At 44.8% G+C, this 16,727-nt stretch carries 19 protein-coding genes; 13 read left to right on the top strand and 6 right to left on the bottom strand.

The window, feature by feature from the left end:
* Positions 1–47: 47 nt before the first annotated feature.
* Entirely contained in the window at positions 48–218 is a 171-nt protein-coding gene (locus MHB43_RS26205) for a hypothetical protein (protein WP_405130759.1), read from the bottom strand.
* Entirely contained in the window at positions 215–1,453 is a 1,239-nt protein-coding gene (locus MHB43_RS26200) for a glycosyltransferase family 4 protein (protein WP_405130757.1), read from the bottom strand. Before MHB43_RS26200 ends, MHB43_RS26205 begins: the two co-directional genes overlap by 4 nt.
* Positions 1,454–1,639: 186 nt before the next feature.
* Here MHB43_RS26200 and MHB43_RS26195 point away from each other — a divergent pair, with 186 nt between their 5' ends.
* Together MHB43_RS26195 and MHB43_RS26190 are read left to right on the top strand one after the other, a co-directional pair.
* A complete protein-coding gene (locus tag MHB43_RS26195) occupies positions 1,640–1,999 on the top strand; it encodes a hypothetical protein (RefSeq protein WP_339305506.1) in 360 nt (119 codons plus the stop codon).
* 248 nt (positions 2,000–2,247) lie between these two features.
* Complete coding sequence (locus MHB43_RS26190; RefSeq protein ID WP_339305504.1) at positions 2,248–3,732, top strand: DHA2 family efflux MFS transporter permease subunit; 1,485 nt, start codon at positions 2,248–2,250, stop codon at positions 3,730–3,732.
* 65 nt (positions 3,733–3,797) lie between these two features.
* Here the strand turns inward: MHB43_RS26190 and MHB43_RS26185 are convergent, their stop codons facing one another.
* A complete protein-coding gene (locus MHB43_RS26185; RefSeq protein ID WP_237177817.1) occupies positions 3,798–4,871 on the bottom strand; it encodes a glycosyltransferase family 4 protein in 1,074 nt (357 codons plus the stop codon).
* A 245-nt stretch (positions 4,872–5,116) separates the two neighbouring features.
* Between MHB43_RS26185 and MHB43_RS26180 the strand changes: the two genes are divergently transcribed.
* From MHB43_RS26180 to MHB43_RS26155, 6 genes are all read left to right on the top strand, one after another.
* Positions 5,117–6,250, top strand: coding sequence for an ABC transporter ATP-binding protein (locus MHB43_RS26180; RefSeq protein WP_405130756.1), 1,134 nt, complete (start codon positions 5,117–5,119; stop codon positions 6,248–6,250).
* Entirely contained in the window at positions 6,247–6,963 is a 717-nt protein-coding gene (locus MHB43_RS26175; RefSeq protein ID WP_017692528.1) for an ABC transporter permease subunit, read from the top strand. Before MHB43_RS26180 ends, MHB43_RS26175 begins: the two co-directional genes overlap by 4 nt.
* Before the next feature lie 4 nt (positions 6,964–6,967).
* Entirely contained in the window at positions 6,968–8,362 is a 1,395-nt protein-coding gene (locus MHB43_RS26170; protein WP_405130755.1) for a GldG family protein, read from the top strand.
* Positions 8,359–9,375, top strand: a complete 1,017-nt coding sequence (locus tag MHB43_RS26165) for a DUF4340 domain-containing protein (RefSeq protein ID WP_405130754.1) — start codon at positions 8,359–8,361, stop codon at positions 9,373–9,375. Before MHB43_RS26170 ends, MHB43_RS26165 begins: the two co-directional genes overlap by 4 nt.
* Positions 9,376–9,647: 272 nt before the next feature.
* A complete protein-coding gene (locus MHB43_RS26160) occupies positions 9,648–10,637 on the top strand; it encodes a YhcN/YlaJ family sporulation lipoprotein (RefSeq protein WP_405130753.1) in 990 nt (329 codons plus the stop codon).
* A gap of 244 nt (positions 10,638–10,881) precedes the next feature.
* The gene (locus tag MHB43_RS26155) at positions 10,882–11,106 is read left to right on the top strand and encodes a helix-turn-helix transcriptional regulator (protein ID WP_017692532.1); all 225 of its coding nucleotides are present in this window, start codon (positions 10,882–10,884) and stop codon (positions 11,104–11,106) included.
* A 201-nt stretch (positions 11,107–11,307) separates the two neighbouring features.
* On the opposite strand, the gene MHB43_RS26150 is transcribed toward MHB43_RS26155, so the two are convergent.
* Positions 11,308–11,601, bottom strand: coding sequence for a hypothetical protein (locus MHB43_RS26150; protein ID WP_405130752.1), 294 nt, complete (start codon positions 11,599–11,601; stop codon positions 11,308–11,310).
* A gap of 170 nt (positions 11,602–11,771) precedes the next feature.
* On the opposite strand from MHB43_RS26150, the gene MHB43_RS26145 reads away from it, so the two are divergent.
* Positions 11,772–12,311, top strand: a complete 540-nt coding sequence (locus tag MHB43_RS26145) for a DUF4303 domain-containing protein (RefSeq protein WP_405130751.1) — start codon at positions 11,772–11,774, stop codon at positions 12,309–12,311.
* Between the two features lie 140 nt (positions 12,312–12,451).
* On the opposite strand, the gene MHB43_RS26140 is transcribed toward MHB43_RS26145, so the two are convergent.
* Positions 12,452–12,799, bottom strand: coding sequence for a hypothetical protein (locus tag MHB43_RS26140; protein WP_405130750.1), 348 nt, complete (start codon positions 12,797–12,799; stop codon positions 12,452–12,454).
* Between the two features lie 581 nt (positions 12,800–13,380).
* On the opposite strand from MHB43_RS26140, the gene MHB43_RS26135 reads away from it, so the two are divergent.
* From MHB43_RS26135 to MHB43_RS26125, 3 genes are read left to right on the top strand one after another with little or no spacing between them, the layout of a single operon-like run.
* Positions 13,381–13,710: a hypothetical protein gene (locus MHB43_RS26135; protein WP_405130749.1), complete on the top strand. Its 330-nt coding sequence runs from the start codon at positions 13,381–13,383 to the stop codon at positions 13,708–13,710.
* The gene (locus tag MHB43_RS26130) at positions 13,707–14,276 is read left to right on the top strand and encodes a hypothetical protein (RefSeq protein WP_405130748.1); all 570 of its coding nucleotides are present in this window, start codon (positions 13,707–13,709) and stop codon (positions 14,274–14,276) included. The genes MHB43_RS26135 and MHB43_RS26130 overlap by 4 nt, the downstream gene beginning before the upstream one ends.
* A gap of 5 nt (positions 14,277–14,281) precedes the next feature.
* On the top strand, positions 14,282–14,698 hold the full coding sequence (locus tag MHB43_RS26125; protein WP_405130747.1) for a hypothetical protein: 417 nt from the start codon (positions 14,282–14,284) through the stop codon (positions 14,696–14,698).
* Positions 14,699–15,305: 607 nt separating this feature from the next.
* On the opposite strand, the gene MHB43_RS26120 is transcribed toward MHB43_RS26125, so the two are convergent.
* A complete protein-coding gene (locus MHB43_RS26120; RefSeq protein WP_405130746.1) occupies positions 15,306–15,545 on the bottom strand; it encodes a hypothetical protein in 240 nt (79 codons plus the stop codon).
* Between the two features lie 313 nt (positions 15,546–15,858).
* Here MHB43_RS26120 and MHB43_RS26115 point away from each other — a divergent pair, with 313 nt between their 5' ends.
* Positions 15,859–16,722 carry a MurR/RpiR family transcriptional regulator gene (locus MHB43_RS26115; protein ID WP_405130745.1) on the top strand — a complete coding sequence of 288 codons (864 nt, stop codon included), beginning with the start codon at positions 15,859–15,861 and terminating at the stop codon, positions 16,720–16,722.
* Positions 16,723–16,727 lie beyond the last annotated feature (5 nt).

The following is a 16,727-nucleotide window of genomic DNA, read 5'->3' as shown; positions in this document are numbered from 1 at the left end:
TTTGATATTTCGGCATGTTATATGAAGACGGCATATCATTGGACAACTCAATCTTTTGAATTCATGATCGCCATGGATGCAGGATCGGGAAATATATATCCTTTAGGCAGCTTATTCATCAATTCATTCATTACAGCGTAATCCACGTCGATGTGAGGTGTGGAAACTGGAGTCGAAAACCAGCGATTGTATAGATCACTTGGTACAAGTAACGTCATATTGTATGTCCTCCTCTGTAGATGGCTTCTTGGTAGACTTGAAATGTACGAAATCCCATCACTTCCAGTGAACGATTTTGTTCAGCCCAAGCTTTCGCCGCCGCCCCCACTGTTCTTCGGGTAACATCATCCTCAAGTAGTGCATCCAACAGTTCACGGAGCGAGTCGACATCCTGCGGAGGAACAACCCATCCCGTACGTCCAGGTTCAACCATCTCGGGCATGCCGGCTGTGCCACTGACGATAACAGGTACACCCGCCAGTTGCGCTTCGGTAACGGAGAACGGCTGGGTGTCCTGCAGGCTGGGCTGGACATAGATATCTGCATGGCGCAGGAAGGAAGGAATATTGTCCAACTTGCCCCAGAACACAACATCGGCTCCAATACCCGTTGACGCGGCCTGTGACCGCAATTCATCGGTTAGATTGCCTTCTCCTGCGATCCAGCAGACCCAATCGGAACGTTTGTTTTTCAGACTGGCTAAGGCCTTGATTAACACATGAACGCCCTTGATGTATTCAAGTCGTCCGGTAAAGGCAATGACTTTCTTGCCCGCAGGTGGTCGCTGGCGGAACTTCACAGCTGCTGAGGCGCGGTAGGCTGGGAGATCTATAGCATAGGGAATCTGTCTGAACTTTGATTCAGGAACGGCAAACTCTGTAAGCGTACTCTTGATCCAGTGGCTTGACACGAGAATGAGCTCGGACTGTGCTGCGCTTCGCTCTTCCAATGAGAGAAAATAACGTCCACGCTTGGATTGCAAATATGAAGGGAGAGTAAGCTGTGGGTTGGAATTTTGAGCATCGTAAAAGGCTTCGCGTGCAAGAGCGCCATGATAGCTTGTAACCAGTGGGATATTGCGGTTCAAGATGCGTTTTATGGCTACCGCAGCTACCGGATCTTGAGCATGAATAACGTCATAATGGTCCACCCCCAGATAAGCGGCCGCCATCTCGAAGGCATATCTATTCAGTTCATAATAAGCGAGAAGAGGATCGGCAGTGAATTGTGGCAGATCAGTCGGATTGAGTTTGGCTTGCAGCATGGGCCACACCTTATCCTTGGAGAAAGCGCGGTTGAGATTACGAACATATACTTCGTTATTGGCACCATTTGTGCCCATGATATCAACCTCTACACCAAGTGCGATTAACCTGTCGGCCAGTTGTTTAACATATGTCCATATGCCTCCCATATGTGTAAGCTCCCAATACGTAACGAGCAGAACCTTCATAGCTACCTCCTTGTCACGGCCTGCACCGGCCGAGCTTCGATCCTTTTATTCTATGAAAAAAGAGGACCGGAAGGTCGGGCATTTCCGTGTAATTGGTCGAAAATGGGTGAATGCAAATGGCAATGGACGAGAGGAAGCATATCCTATGTACAGGAAGGTTCATGTGCTCCGAAGGAGGGATCTACAGTGGCGGTATATTTACTTGAGATTCATGAGAATCTGTTACAGACATTTGTTCCCGTCAAGTACATGGATGTGGAGTTGGCCTATGTGGGCGGCGAGGAAGGGACGGATGTATATGTTGGTGGAGCCAGTATTCACGGAGAACTGTACCGGCACCTTTTTCACCTAACGTCAAATTCAGGGGGGGCGGGCGGTAATCAGGTCATTCATAATCTGGATGTCACATCCGAGCCTTATGAACTGAGGGTTATCAGCAACAGTTCTTCACCGAATCATCTGGTTATTCGAATATATTGCAGAAGTATTCACGGTCAGACATTGGGCATACTGTCAGAATATCAGATGATGAAGCTTGCAGATTGATATGGACATCATTGCATAGTCATGATTAACCAACGTGTGGAGCAGGGAAGGTGCCTGTTCCATTTTTTTGTGAGCATCCATAGTAGAAATGCTTAAAAAAATAGCTTGACAGCAAAGGTATTTTCATTAGAATTAGATCAGTATTAAACGAAAGTTTAAAACGATAGTTTGAATTTAGTCGTCAATATAGGCTGAGTGAGACGCATGAATACGCCTGCGATCTCCTGCCGGAAAAGAGTGTGGAGAACGTGAAAGAACAAACAGCAGGACTTCAGGAGCCCGCAGAGTTTTCAATCAAAACGATTATACTGCCACTCCTGGCTATTATCGTAGGTATGATCATGGTTATACTGGACAGCACGGTGGTGAACGTGGCCATTCCCAATCTGGTTCAATATTTTGAGACGGATCTTAAAACGATCCAATGGACGGTTACGGGTTACACCTTGGCTTTGTCTGCAGTTATTCCACTGGCAGGCTGGTTAACGGACCGTTTTGGTGCCAAAAGAGTATTCCTGTTCACCATTGCCATGTTTACCTTGGGTTCAGTGTTATGCTCGATCGCTCAATCACCTGAGCAATTAATCATTTACCGTATCATTCAAGGCCTTGGTGGAGGCATGGTTGCTCCTATTGGTATGGCGATGGTCTTTCGTCTGGCTCCGCCTGAGCGAAGAGGTTCCATCATGGGGATGCTGGGAATTCCCATGCTGCTTGCCCCCGCATTGGGTCCGGTGTTGTCCGGGTGGTTTATTGAATCACTGAGCTGGCACTGGATCTTCCTGATTAACTTGCCCATTGGTATTGCAGCTTTCATTCTATGTATCAAGTTTTTGCCGGATACAGATCGTGGACGCACACCTGCACTGGATCTGCTCGGCATGATTCTGGCGCCAATTGCGTTCTCGATGCTGGCTTACGGTGTGAGTGAGGGTGGAACGAGCTGGACGTCTGCAACAACTTTGACGGGTGTCATTGTGGGTGGTGTAGCGCTCATTTTGTTCATTATTGTGGAGCTTCGTCATCAAAATCCATTGCTCGAACTCCGGGTATTTAAATCATCTGATTTCTCACGAGGAATTATTCTCGCATGGGTGTCACAAGTGGCGCTGTTCGGTGCGATGATCCTGATCCCGCTTTATTTGCAGCAGATCAAAGGATACACTGCCCTGGAAACGGGATTGATTCTGCTGCCACAGGCGTTGGCATCCGGAGTGGGTATGCCGCTTGGTGGTCGGTTGTTTGATAAAATCGGTGCTAGACCTCTGGCCTTCGTGGGTCTGGGTATTATCTCGGGAGCATTGTTTATTCTGTCCTCCATTACGGCAGAGACAGGTCTTGGCCTGATTATAACGGCTCTGGTCATGATGGGTCTGGGTATGGGCTTGTCCATGATGCCACTCAATACGCATGTATTAAATGCTGCACCGCGTAAGTTGGTTGGACGGGTTACACCGCTCACGGCCGCTGCACAGCAAGTGGTCGTGTCCTTTGCGGTTGCAGGGCTTACAGGCTTCCTGACTTCAAGAATCGCAGACAATACAACGAGTACAGAGCCGACCGCTATCGTTCATGGTTTGGTGGCTGGTTTCAATGATACGTTTTTCCTGGCCGCTTGTATTGCATTGTTCGGATGTTTGCTCAGTCTGATTCTGCGCAAACCTAAGCCGATGCAGGAAGAAGAACTTCAGAATGGCGACAAGCCTGATCCTGCGATGATGATGGGACACTAACATTCTATAAAAACCATAATAGGGCAGTTCAGAGAAATTTTGCTGAACTGCCTTTTTTGCTATGATCAATGGAAAATTCGCAGTGCTGTCATCATTTCACGAAAAGAAATGGCATATCGATCTGGTGAAAAAGACAAGCTCATATGCTGTCTGCCCTGAATGCGAATATACTCACGCAGTTTCTTGTTTTTCATAAGGTCCCTTGCTTCGGCTACAGCGGCCTCTACATTTCCAATTGGATAAAACTTACCAGTCTTATTATGTGTGATAAATGAACGCACACCATCCGAATCCGTGCTGAGCACCGGGCAGCCACAAGAGATGGCTTCAGCGACGGCATAACCGAATCCTTCAAGCAGGGAAGTGGACAACATGATACCTCCTGAAGCCGCGATCATGGAATAGTAGGTAGGCATCTGAGAATGGGGAACATTGATAAAGATGCCAATCTTATCTTGAAGCCCGTATTCTGCCAGCGTGTGCCGGAACATGACTTCATCTTCTGGATTAGCCAAAGTTGGATCGTGGAACAACCATAGTCTGGCTTTTGGATTTTTTTTGACGATTTCACTTGATATGATTAGATATTCACGCCAGTTTTTGTTGTGTTCAAGTCGTCCTACCCAAGCCAGCACCGGATAGGGTGGGGTATCCACCAAGATTGGTGCGAAGGTGTCGGTATCCAGCATATTGGGAATAACAAACCGATGAAGCCAGGGACAGATATGAATGAACATATCCAGCAGGTGGTCTGTGGGAGGTATAACGGCAGCATCACAATGAGCTTGAAGGTAAGGGACACCCATCTGTATCGTTTCCAGAGCCTGATCGCGTGTTCCGAGTCCCTGCGCTTCAAAAATGATTCGACCTGTATACCCAAGTCCTCTCAAGCGGCCGGGCATAGCGATGTCTGAAGTGGCAATGATGGCATCATAATGATGAGTATGGATGATATGATGGATATCCTCGTCACTGGACGCGGTGAAAATGGGCGTATCACTGTTGTTCTGCAATCCCGAGCCTGTGTTGAGATACAATAGGTGCGCTTCAATGCCATGGCGTTTCAGAACAGCGGTGCGCAGTCGATTTAACGTATCCACGCCACCGCTCGGAACATAAAACGTGAATAATACTTTCACACGATTCACCCTCTGACTTTTGGTCAGGAGCACATTCTCCTGTACTCTATGTTACGTTGGCTTTAAGCGCAGGGTGTGGGTGTTGGTCAGAATGTTCACATTTTGGACAAAAATTTTTAAGCTGTCTTTTAAGTGTCATTAAGCTGAGGCTAGGATAGCTCACGTAAGATACAAGGAACTTCCCGTGTCTATCATCTATCCTAAACGATGGTGCACGGGTATTTTAACGGGAAAGGATGAATGATGTGCTCGAAGTGAAACAGGTCAGCAAAGTTTACGAAGGGCAACGCGGCGTACATCAACTGGATTTCACCATGGAACGTGGTGAGATTGTTGGCTTTCTCGGACCCAATGGTGCCGGAAAAACAACAACGATGCGTATGATTACGGGCTATGTGCATCCAACCGCGGGTTCCATTATGGTGGATGGGGTATCGGTGCATGAGCAGGGTCAGCGTGTTCGTTCCAAGATTGGGTATCTGCCTGAAACGCCGCCGCTCTATCCGGATATGACGGTGCAGTCTTATCTTAAATTCGTGGCCAATTTGCGAGATGTGCCGGCACGTGAGGTTAAACTGCGGGTCAGTGAGATGGTTAGCAGACTGGGACTTCAGGGTCGGGAAAGGCAAATGGTACGTGGGTTATCCAAAGGATACAAGCAACGCCTTGGGCTGGCAGGAGCCATTATTCACAAGCCGGATCTGCTGGTCCTGGATGAGCCAACATCGGGCCTTGATCCAAATCAGATTATCGAGATTAGGGATCTGATTCGGGAACTCGGGGAGAATCATACGGTGCTGCTCAGTACGCATATTTTGCCTGAAGTGAGCACGCTCTGTAATCGAATGTTGATCATCAATCAGGGACAGCTCGTGCTGGATGGTTCACCTCAGCATTTCGGATCAGCAATGGGGGATCAGTTCAAGGTGTCGATTGAAGTGAAGGCCACTGCGGAGCAATTACATAATGTGCTGACACCATGGGAGAAGGTGCGGAGTGAAGTCATTCAAGCGTCGGATGTGAGTACCAGCAAAGATACTTCACTTACTTCAGATTCAGCGGATACGGTTAAAATGCTGCTTACTGGAGAAAACTCGGAAGATTTCCGGGAGGAGCTGTTCTACCTTTTGTCAGGTGCAGGATTACCGATACTGGAGATGAAGAAGGAGAACCTGAGTCTGGAGCAAATCTTCCTGAAGCTGACCACAACCGAGGCAACAGACACAGACGCAAATTCGGCAGATGTGGATAAGGTTGCTGGGGCAGAGATGGATCACGACGTAACTTCGGACATCGACTCGTCGGGTATATCGGGAACATCAGTTAGTTCAGCAGCCGATAATTCGCCCCAAGCTCACAAAGGGGAGGACTCCAAATGAGACGAATGATGGCGGTATGCAATAAAGAGCTGCAAGCTTATTTTCTGTCACCAACGTCCTATTTTGCTTTTGCCGTATATGTACTGATGACCAGTCTGTTGTTCTATTCAAGCTTTGTATATTACCAGCCGAGTATTGTCGATTATCGTCTCGTGTTGGGCGATACGTTGTCCATGCTGCTGTTTGTCGTGCCGTTGTTAACGATGCGACTGGTTGCAGAGGAATTTAGACAAGGAACGGATGAATTGTTACTGACTTCTCCGGCACGTGTAACAGAAATTATTTTTGGCAAATATCTTGCTTCTCTGGCCATTCTGGTCGTGCTTATCCTGTGCAGTCTGGTGTACCCATTCATCATGTCGTTCTATGGGACATTGGACATGACGACCGTATGGATGTCTGCGCTGGGGTTATTTTTCCTGGGCGGAAGCATGATGGCGATTGGACTGTTCGCTTCTACATTATCCCAGCATCAGATGGTGTCTGCGGTGGCGGGTTTTATTATTTTGCTCGTTTTGTGGATGCTTGATTCATTCGCAGGCAATACAGGATCTGCTTTGCAACAGTGGCTGGACCCGTTTGCTCTGACCAACCGGTTCGACAGCTTCATGAAAGGTGTGCTTAGTGGGCCGGATATCTTGTATTATGTCACCCTTTCGGGTGTGTTTCTGCTGTTAAGCATTCAAATTGTGGAACGGAAGCGGTGGAGGTGAGAAGATGAAAAAATGGTTAAGTCATACCAACAGTACCGTGCTGTCTGTAGCGGTGATTGGCATCTTTATTTTGCTAACACTGTTCCTGAATTCACTTGGCGGCTTCCAGCTGGATCTGACCTCGAACAAACAATACACGTTATCTGACCAGTCTCTTACTGCGATCAAAAATGTGAAGGATGACGTCAACATTCTGGTGTTAACCGTCGAAAATGCCAACAACACCGTCCTGAACCGTGAGGTCACGGATATGGTCGAGGAATACACGAAACGTAACAGCAAGTTGAAGGTAAAACAGTATAATCTGACGCAGGAACCTGCGCTTGCATCCAAATACGGCATAACAGGCAGCTCCATTGTGCTGGAGCAGGGAGATCAACACAAAGTGATTGATATCGCCAGTTTGTTCACCGCGACAGGTGACGGAAGTGACGGATCATATCAATTCACAGGTGAGGAAAAACTTACGCAGGCCCTCATGAATATGTCATCCACGGAGATGCACAAAATGGTCTTTTTGACTGGACATGAAGAGTTGAGTCTCGCTCAGATGACCACGCTGCAATCCTCCTTGGAACAAAATAATGTGCAGACGGAAGAGTTGCAGTTGAATCAAGCCGGGAAGGTTCCTGAAGATGCAGATGTGCTCGCGATCATTGGCCCACAACGTGATCTCAGTGATACCGAAATGAAGGCTATTCGCACATATCTGAGTAATGGAGGCAAGCTGTTATTATCCCTCGGATTCGTAGAAGATATGAAATCCAGTTGGAAAAACATCGATGCCCTCATGGCTGACTATGGCGTCGTTGATGAGCACGCAGTCATGGTGGATAATCAGCAAGCCAGTACGATGGGGCCACTCTGGGTGGTGCCGGAGTATGGTACACATGCAATTACGGACAAACTTGATACAAGCCAATTGTATCCGATGTTGTCGTTGTCGATTGCGTTGACCAGCAAAGAACAGGATAAATATACCCTTTCACCGTTAATGCATTCTTCGAATGACAGTTATGGGGAGACGAATATCGGCGGTTTATTGCAGAATGAAACAACCAATGATGCCGAAGAGGACATTCAGGGACCCGTTGAATTAGGGTATGCAGCCGATACGACGGATGGTAAACCGAAGGCGGTTATTCTGGGCTCGTCCATTTTCATGCAGGATTCGGAAATTGCAAATGGTGGCAATCGGGACTTTATATTGAATACGGTAAACTATCTGAGTGAGAAAGAAAATGGATTGACGATTCGCCCACGTGTACAAGCTGGGTATGAGATGGCATACCTGAACGGCGAACAGGCAAGAACAATTTTCTTCGTGGCTATTGTAGCATTCCCACTTATCTTTGTTATCATTGGTGTACTCTTATGGTGGAGGCGCAGACGCGTATGAGAAAATGGGTCCCAACGATTCTGGTGGTCATCGTACTGATTGTGGGCTGGGTGTACGCGGCCAGTCAAAATTATTTTCGGGAAGAAGAAGCGGTGCAAGCCAAGTTGCTCGGTATTCAATCCGGGGATATCCAATCTATTACAATTCATGACACAACGGAGGAGACATCCGGTACAGCAGCATCTTCAACCCTGACGCTTGATAATGGCGTATGGCAGATGGTTGAGCCAAAAGCCTATCCTCTGAATGGTTACAGTGTTAGCAGTTGGTTAGATGCTCTGAGTGATGCAAATCAGGAACTGGTGGTGGAAGAAGCGCCGACGGATCTGGGTAAGTACGGATTAGGAACAGATGCTACACGTATGGATATCAAACTCAAAGATAATCGGGAGATCAAACTGGCTATTGGCGGCCAGCTTCCAGCAGATGATGCACGTTATGTGCGTGTTGATTCGGGCCCTGTGGTTGCCGTGCAGACAGAGGTGATTACCAGCATAGCTTTGTCTCGTCGTGATTTGTTGGACACGACACCTTTCAACATGGATGAGACAAATGTTGGGTCTCTGGAGTGGGAGGGTGAGGCAGCTACCTGGATGTTAACATCGACATCGGAGAACGATGCGGCAGAACAGACCTGGACACTGAATGGAAAAACGATTGAAGCCACAGATGCCGTATCTCTTATCGGCAAAATCAAAAACTTGTCGACAGCAGATGATGTGCGTAAAGCGTCCGAGCTAAAGAATTCCGTTCCACGATTTACACTGTCTGTTGAACAGACGGTCAATGGGCAACAAGTTCGAGATGTGTATCGAGGAATTACGGTGCCATCCGAACCGGATCAGATCTGGGTCATTACGCCGGATGGTCAATGGGCATATGGCATGGATACGACAAGTCTAACGGAAGCTGAGAAATTTCCAGATACAATTAAAGCATCCACAACTTCTTCGGAAGAATCATCGAGTTCTGCAAATGACGCAACGACATCCTCATCAACAGACGGGAAATGAGCGGGGCGGAAATAAATGATATTATTGCGTTGAGATGCAAATATTATTTCGAGGCAGTGCTGCGAACAAGCAGCACTGTTTTTTTATTTTATATAGCGAAGAATCTCACGGTCCACAGATCAAAACCAAAGATCAATAAGCAAAGCCCAAAGAACAAAACCAGAAGACCCAAATCTACAGGGTAAGGTACCATATCCTTTCAGCATATCGGTACGTACAGAAGCGCATCCTATCTTTGTGACCAAAACCAACAAACATTGGAGGATGAGTACATGCCAGCAGTCAAAAAGGCAACAGCTATTACGTTATCATTATCTACTGCAATCTTTGTAATGGCCGGCTTGACAGGTTGTGGCACGAATCGGGATACCAACAATATGCATACGCAAAGTGTTCGTCAGCAAGCCAACGGGATTAACCGTTATGGTGTGGAAACAAATGGAATGGATGGCATCCGTGCGAAAAGTTATCGCATGCACAATGTGACTGACCTGAAATCCAGTGAAGAGCTGGCAAAACGTATCACGGAGATGAAGGAAGTTAAATCCGCCCGTGTCATGTTAACGGATCGTAATGCTTATGTGGCGGTTCGTTTGGCAGATGGTCATGCAGGTAAGTTGGAAAGCAAGTCCAATGGTCGTACGAGCATGCTGAATGGAACGATGCGTAATCATGCCAGTGATACCATGCGTGGGGGCAACATGAATCACGATATGGGTGGTATGCGTGTGAATGGCGGTACGGGCACAATGTCTCCGTACAGCACTAGCGGAATTGCTCCAGGACTGAACACAAATTCGGCAACGGATCGCAGCCATATGGGGAATGACCGTAGCATTTATGGAACCATGGGCACAGGCACAATTGGCATGATGCGTGGTCTGACAAACAGCGGCAAAGCACGTGGGACGGACGATGGGCATTATGGTATGAAAAGTGAAGGACAACGTGTAGATAGCACGGACGATAACACATCAGCTGAGATTAAGGGTAAGATTTCAGCCAAAATCAAGCAGTTTGCACCAAACATCGAGAATGTATATGTATCAGCCAATCCGGATTTTGTGGAGCATGTCGAGAACTATGCCACAGATATTCGTAACGGTAAGCCCGTTAGTGGCATGATCGATACGTTCCAATCGATGGTGGAGCGCATCTTCCCAACGAACGGAACAGATACGAATCACCGCGATGGCATCCTTGATGATGGCCTGATGAACCGTAATAATAACGATGGCATGATGAACCGAATGAATCGGTAGTTCTGAAGACAGATGAACAAGTGTGCCTTTGCGCAGATGGTAACATCCGCTGCAGGGGCATGTTTGTTTTACATGATCAAATACATAGACAATTGAATACGTTCTCTTTGGACAATGAATCACATGTTTACTGCCCATTTTTCTTATAAAACTGAACCAACGCCCTTGACCTGACATAAGATGAGTTGACTGTATCCCCTTAACCTTGTTACACCAACACAACCCGAGCAAGGAGGGGTGAACATTGAAGGGTATCGATCATAAAAGCAAATTTTTGTTGACCCACCGTGAACGCGAAGTATTCGAATTACTGGTTCAAGACAAAACAACGCGTGACATCGCAGGGCAGTTATTCATCAGCGAGAAAACGGTGCGTAACCATATTTCGAATGTGATGCAGAAACTCAATGTTAAGGGTCGTTCGCAGGCAGTTGTCGAGCTGATTAAGCTTGGAGAACTGAAGATTTAGTTGCGAATTACAGTTAGGATTAAGTAGCAGCATGAAAGCCTTTCTCTATTCTTTGTCATGAAGAATGGGGCAAGGCTTTTTTGCTGCTGATTTATAGTTTATTACATCAGATGATCCGCTGTTCCGGAATTGAGTCACCCAACCATGGTGTACAAAAATAAGCCACGCAACGACAACCATCAAAGGTTATCATTACATGACTTATGTTGAAAATTGAATATTCATTAATTCAAAGTCAATTTTGCATGAGGCTCCTGAGAAAAATTCCTCTACTACCTCAACATCGCTTCTGCTCGTATGAAATACATATAACTCGCGTGTCGGATGGAGCTTGTGCAGTTCTTTATAACCGCTCCAGGCTTCTTGAGGATTATCATAGTTTTGAATAACAGCTATATCCTCTAGTTGACGGACACGGTTGCTGGAGCTTGCCTTGATTGCTTCCACAAGCACAAAACGGTCTGGGTGTAATTCAGTAATCTCTCCCCATTTCATCGGCGTCACCTCGCTTGGATAGTTGTATTTTTATTATAGCATAGTCGTTTAAGGGTGTAGGAAGTAAGCGCGTTAATTTCGATTATGTGGTACCTTGTAGTTATCGAGAGACCTATATATTATGAACCAATTGAATCTTAATCTACATTAATAATGTAAGGATGAGCTAAATGGACGGTTTAGTAAATGAATTTGAAAACCAATTTCGAGCGGCTTTTCTAACCGATCTGGAAGAAACGCTGGCTAAGGTAGAGCGCGAGAAAGTATATGCTTGTGTATTTGGAACAGACAGCGACTGGATAACGCTGTTCATGGCGGTAAATACAGAGGAATCCCTGGCTAGGCATATTACCAATATGAAGGAACAGGGGTTGTGCGACAGCGAGCAGGACGAGATCTATTACAGATGGGGCTGCTCCGAATATCAATATGGCGAGGATACGCACTTTAACCACATCAGCCGATTGTTGTATGCAACAGAGGAGGTCCAGGAGTATAAGGATGAGATCATTCGAATCATCGCCAAAGTTGTGAATGAGACAGTAGATGACGTTTTTGCCCGATATGGACAAGCCAAAGCAGACATTACGTTCTTTGTTTCTCTAACAGATGACGATCTGGCAGAGGAGATTGAAAATCAATCGGTTCATCAAATGACTGTCCCCAGCTTAGCCAGCAAGTTCTTAAAACGATATGATGGCATCAACTAGAACGAGTTAACTTTAGTTAAATTGAATCAAAAGAATTGAATTGTTGTACCGCGAAAGTCTTTCCTATTCTTTATTTAAAAAGAAGGGAAGAGGCTTTTTTGTTTTAGCGTGAAAAAATGAAACAACCGAATCCACATTACTTATAGATTCCTATTCGTTTGAATGAACATTCTCCATCTTTTCTTCGAAAATGGCCGATAAAAAAGCTGCTCCAGTTGCTCAAACTGCGCTTCGTTCAGATGAATTTTTTTCGCTCTTTTTGCAATCTTGGCGGCAGGTTGGGAAGAAAATTTCCGGCCTACAGCTTTTCGTTTGATCGGAATATGAAATTGCAGCAAGTCTTCAAGTTGATTCCAGCCTTCCCAACTCAGCCGACCTCCGCGTTTCCAATCAATAGCATAGAGGGCATGATAGGCACGTGCTTCTGTTTGTTTGGTAGCCATAATCCAGGTGGAAGGAATGAACTTTCTCCGTTGTCTTCGATTCATTGAATTGCTCCTTCTTTTATTACGATCATATCTCGATTCTCAATATAAAGGATACTCACTATATGCGACAACTCCTGGAAAGGGGCAGAACGTGGAAGAACAATAGGCAAAGATTGCGGAACGTATTAAGTCTAATAACGACGCAAGAAAAGTTTACGAAGATAAAATAGTTTATAATGAAAAGATTATTGAAGGGTTAACCACCCAAGCTGAAAAGGGACTTTATCTCGCGGCAATTGAAAGCTACAAATCGAACATTTAAAACTTTGGATGAAGGAAACGCGAAGCTCGAAGCTCGACTGATTGCGTTAGACAAGTAAGTAGTTGCAACGACGTTCGCGAAGCGCTAATATTATGTTATCGGATGTTCCAACATTTGGTCTATCCTAAAAAGTAGCATATCTCGTATATGTGGGGTTTTCACTTACTAGTGGGAATCCCTTTCGTGTACAGAGATTCATCTATATTTAGATGCTTGGTGAGAAGCATACAACTAGATATAGATTATGGAAAATATTTCTTTTAAATCTGGTAAGCAGTGGTTATACTCTTATTAAATTTATCTAGGGTGGTGTACATATATGATAGAAGCGACAGAGACTCAAATTATTAAATACATTGATAGTAAAAGTAGTGATTACAAAAAAACATATGCAAACGGTGCTTCCCTAACTGTGAACCCTCAAGGAGATATCTCAATTTATTTCTTCGAGGAATCAATTAAACCACTTATGATTACTGAAAGGCCTCTAGAGGTTCATTATGAAGAAGATGTTAAATTTAATCACCCACGAAATGTACTAGAGGTTGAAAGAGAAATGAAAGTAACAGTTACCATGGAAAGAGAACAAGCAAAAGAGTTAGCGAAATGGCTGCTACATAACATCCTGGAAGAGGAGGATCTACTATGACGACTAAAGCAGAATGGATTGCAAAAGCGGACGAACAACTAACTATGGGAATAAGGTTAGGTACCGTTTCCTCAAGTCATGTATCCTCGACAGGCACTTTTGTTACTGGCAGTGGTAAGAGCGGAATCGTGATGAAACAGCTTATATCAAGAGCTTCAAGAGGGTATGTTGAAGCGGTTTCGAGAGGTGCCCGAATTCTTGGAGACAGTTTTGAAACATCTGCCCAGCTTCTTGCAAGGTTAGGAGTTAAAGATCCTGAATATACACCGATTGATGATCATATAGTGGTTTCAGGCGGTGATGATGCAATGCTGAAAACAATAGCTACTGCATTCATGGGATTGGAAGGCGCGAGCGAAATTTATTATTGCAAAGAAGACGGTGACCATTTCTTTACTGTCGTATTTGACGAGAGTGACGCTAAATTAGGTAGAAAATTAGCTGAAGTTCAGGTAAGGGCCTTTAAAGAATTTAAATTATACGTTGAAGCAACTTATGTTGTTAAAGGTTCGGAGGGTTGGAAGAATCTCCCTGGTAATAGCGTTAAGCTAGATGTAGGGAGGTAGTAATTGTGCCAACAGCTTTTGAACATCTCCGTAAATCAAATGAAAATAGATCTGCTATTGAGCATCTAGCTTTAGGGGTTCCAATTAACCCTCCACCTAATGCTTGGCTTGTCACAATGTATTTCTACACGGCATTACATCTAGTTGAAAAAAAACTAGCTGTAAAAGGATTGCATTCAAGGAGACATGCAAAAAGATTTGAACATATCGCAGGTCATCTATCTGAAATAGATTCTGTTTATCTAGCAATGTATAACGATAGTATGAAAGCTAGATATGGTTGTGACCCAATAGAAGATGATTTGGTCAGAGAGGCAAAAGAGAATCTCGAAACAATATGTTCAGAACTTGGTGAAACACTTGTAATACCTGAGGTTGTCGTTATACCTACTTCTGATATTGATCTGAGCGATGCTAAATAAACAAATATCAAAGGACGCTTAGTGTAAAAACTAGGTGTCCTTTTTCTTATGATTGCTTCCGTAGGAAACAAGACAAGAAGAATCCTCAGTTTGAGACGTCCTTTTTTACATCTATCAGATTGACGGGCATGAGCTGGGCTGAAAAGTCAGCCGAGCTAATCTCCTGAAATTTCAGGAGAACTCAGACATGGTGATTCGCCATATCCGGAACTCTAACCTTCTTAATCGGAATGTTAGATACATTTTCCATACTCACTTTATGAGTACTTCGAATTTGGGACCTTCTGAATCGATGGGTCCGAAAGGAGGCGGTTTTTAAAACACCGCCATTAGTAAGAAAAAACGAAATTTTGTTCCCCTTTGCTTCGTACGTATTAAGTACGAAGTAATCTGCAATATAGTGACAATGTGTACTGAGTGAGTCAGGGAGAGGTTTCCCTATTGATAAGCAATTTTGATTTTTTTGTTTAAATTCGAAAACAACATAAATAGGAATATAAACAGAAAAAGAACCCCTGAGATTCAGAAGTTCTTTTTTTAGACAGTACTTTCTTGAGCACTTTGGAGATTCTTAACAAGAAAAAAGTAATGTTAATACCTATATCGCTTAGTCTTTCTCATCATTGTTAAGTAGATTATGGAAGGATTCATCGTTTTCATCGAGTATAGCCAAATCTCGAGGAAGAGATTCAATATCCTTTAAATTAGAAATGATTGCATAATAAGCGAATACTAAATCTACAAAATGATTATTAGGCATTGCTTCAAATTTATTTAAAAATTCAAATGTTACAGCAACAATGAATTTTTCAAAGTCAGGTTGAACGCCACAAAAAAATAATTCCACTTTGAGGCTGCTCGTTAATTATGGCATCTAGTTCGATAACAAGTGTTTTCAAACTTGGCAGGTGTTTTCTTATGAATCATTAATCCAGCTGTATAGTGAGAAATCAATTCTCCTGGAGTTATTTCTAGTGCTAAGCAGATTTGGTCCATTTGTATCAAGCAGGTGAGGGTCTTTATACGCTCAGCATACTTGCAAAAGCCATGTTAAATTCCTCTTGATTTGCAGGATCGTCTTGATTAAAATGAAGTTATAAAAATAGTTTTCTTAATTTATTAAAAATAAATAAAAATAATTTTCATAAAGGGAGGTCCTCATGGCAGCCATATTACGTGCGTTGCAGCAAGAACTGAATAACCTTCCGTCTCAGGAGCGACGTATTGCCGAAGTCATTATGCAATCTCCATCGGACATTCCCGGCTGGACGATTAGTCATCTGGCAGAGCAGAGTGGCACAAGTGCGGCGACGGTGACCCGCTTTTGCAAGTCGTTTCATTTCAAAGGCTTTCCTGATTTCAAAATGAAGCTCGCCGCAGAATTGTCCCACGCATCTGATGAAACGGCGTATCAAGATATTGTAGCGGGCAATTCACTATCCAAAATTGTTGAAGCTATCGAAGCCAACCACCTTGCGTCTATTTCAGATACCACCCGTTTGCTGGATTTGGGCAGATTGGAGCAAGCCGTGCAATTATTGTGCCAGGCTCGCCGCATCGATCTGTACGGTGTGGCTACCTCTTCGATTGTTACACAGGATTTCTATCAGAAACTGGTGCGGATCGGCAAAAGCTGTACGGCTTTCTCCGACTCACACATGCAGATTACATCCGCATCTTCGCTCGCCGAGGGAGATGTGGCGATGGCCGTATCCTATTCAGGCGAAACACCAGAAACCATCGATGCCCTGCATTGTGCCAAACAGGCCGGAGCTTCTACGATTTCACTGACTTCCTATGGTAGTAACACGCTTGCAACTGTATCCAATATCCCACTGTTTACGTCTTCTCTGGAAGAAGGCATGAGGCGTGGAGATATGGCTTCACGTATTGCACTGCTGCATGTGGTCGATATTTTGTTCACAGGCATGGTAAGTGCCGACTTCGACCGTTTTATCCCCAGACTGGAACAATCCTATCACAACGTGCAGTCCTATCGATTCCAACACAACGGAGGTGCCTGACAGAT

The sequence above is a fragment of the Paenibacillus sp. FSL H8-0317 genome, assembly GCF_045040685.1.
Classification (GTDB): Bacteria; Bacillota; Bacilli; order Paenibacillales; family Paenibacillaceae; genus Paenibacillus.
This window is presented reverse-complemented; position numbering and strand designations above follow the sequence as displayed.

What these genes read in the sequence shown, in the direction of transcription:
- MHB43_RS26205 (WP_405130759.1), bottom strand. Translation starts at nt 218, where the DNA reads ATGACGTTACTTGTACCAAGTGATCTATACAATCGCTGGTTTTCGACT.
- MHB43_RS26200 (WP_405130757.1), bottom strand. Translation starts at nt 1,453, where the DNA reads ATGAAGGTTCTGCTCGTTACGTATTGGGAGCTTACACATATGGGAGGC.
- MHB43_RS26175 (WP_017692528.1), top strand. Translation starts at nt 6,247, where the DNA reads ATGAGACGAATGATGGCGGTATGCAATAAAGAGCTGCAAGCTTATTTT.
- MHB43_RS26170 (WP_405130755.1), top strand. Translation starts at nt 6,968, where the DNA reads ATGAAAAAATGGTTAAGTCATACCAACAGTACCGTGCTGTCTGTAGCG.
- MHB43_RS26165 (WP_405130754.1), top strand. Translation starts at nt 8,359, where the DNA reads ATGAGAAAATGGGTCCCAACGATTCTGGTGGTCATCGTACTGATTGTG.
- MHB43_RS26160 (WP_405130753.1), top strand. Translation starts at nt 9,648, where the DNA reads ATGCCAGCAGTCAAAAAGGCAACAGCTATTACGTTATCATTATCTACT.
- MHB43_RS26150 (WP_405130752.1), bottom strand. Translation starts at nt 11,601, where the DNA reads ATGAAATGGGGAGAGATTACTGAATTACACCCAGACCGTTTTGTGCTT.
- MHB43_RS26145 (WP_405130751.1), top strand. Translation starts at nt 11,772, where the DNA reads ATGGACGGTTTAGTAAATGAATTTGAAAACCAATTTCGAGCGGCTTTT.
- MHB43_RS26140 (WP_405130750.1), bottom strand. Translation starts at nt 12,799, where the DNA reads ATGAATCGAAGACAACGGAGAAAGTTCATTCCTTCCACCTGGATTATG.
- MHB43_RS26135 (WP_405130749.1), top strand. Translation starts at nt 13,381, where the DNA reads ATGATAGAAGCGACAGAGACTCAAATTATTAAATACATTGATAGTAAA.
- MHB43_RS26130 (WP_405130748.1), top strand. Translation starts at nt 13,707, where the DNA reads ATGACGACTAAAGCAGAATGGATTGCAAAAGCGGACGAACAACTAACT.
- MHB43_RS26115 (WP_405130745.1), top strand. Translation starts at nt 15,859, where the DNA reads ATGGCAGCCATATTACGTGCGTTGCAGCAAGAACTGAATAACCTTCCG.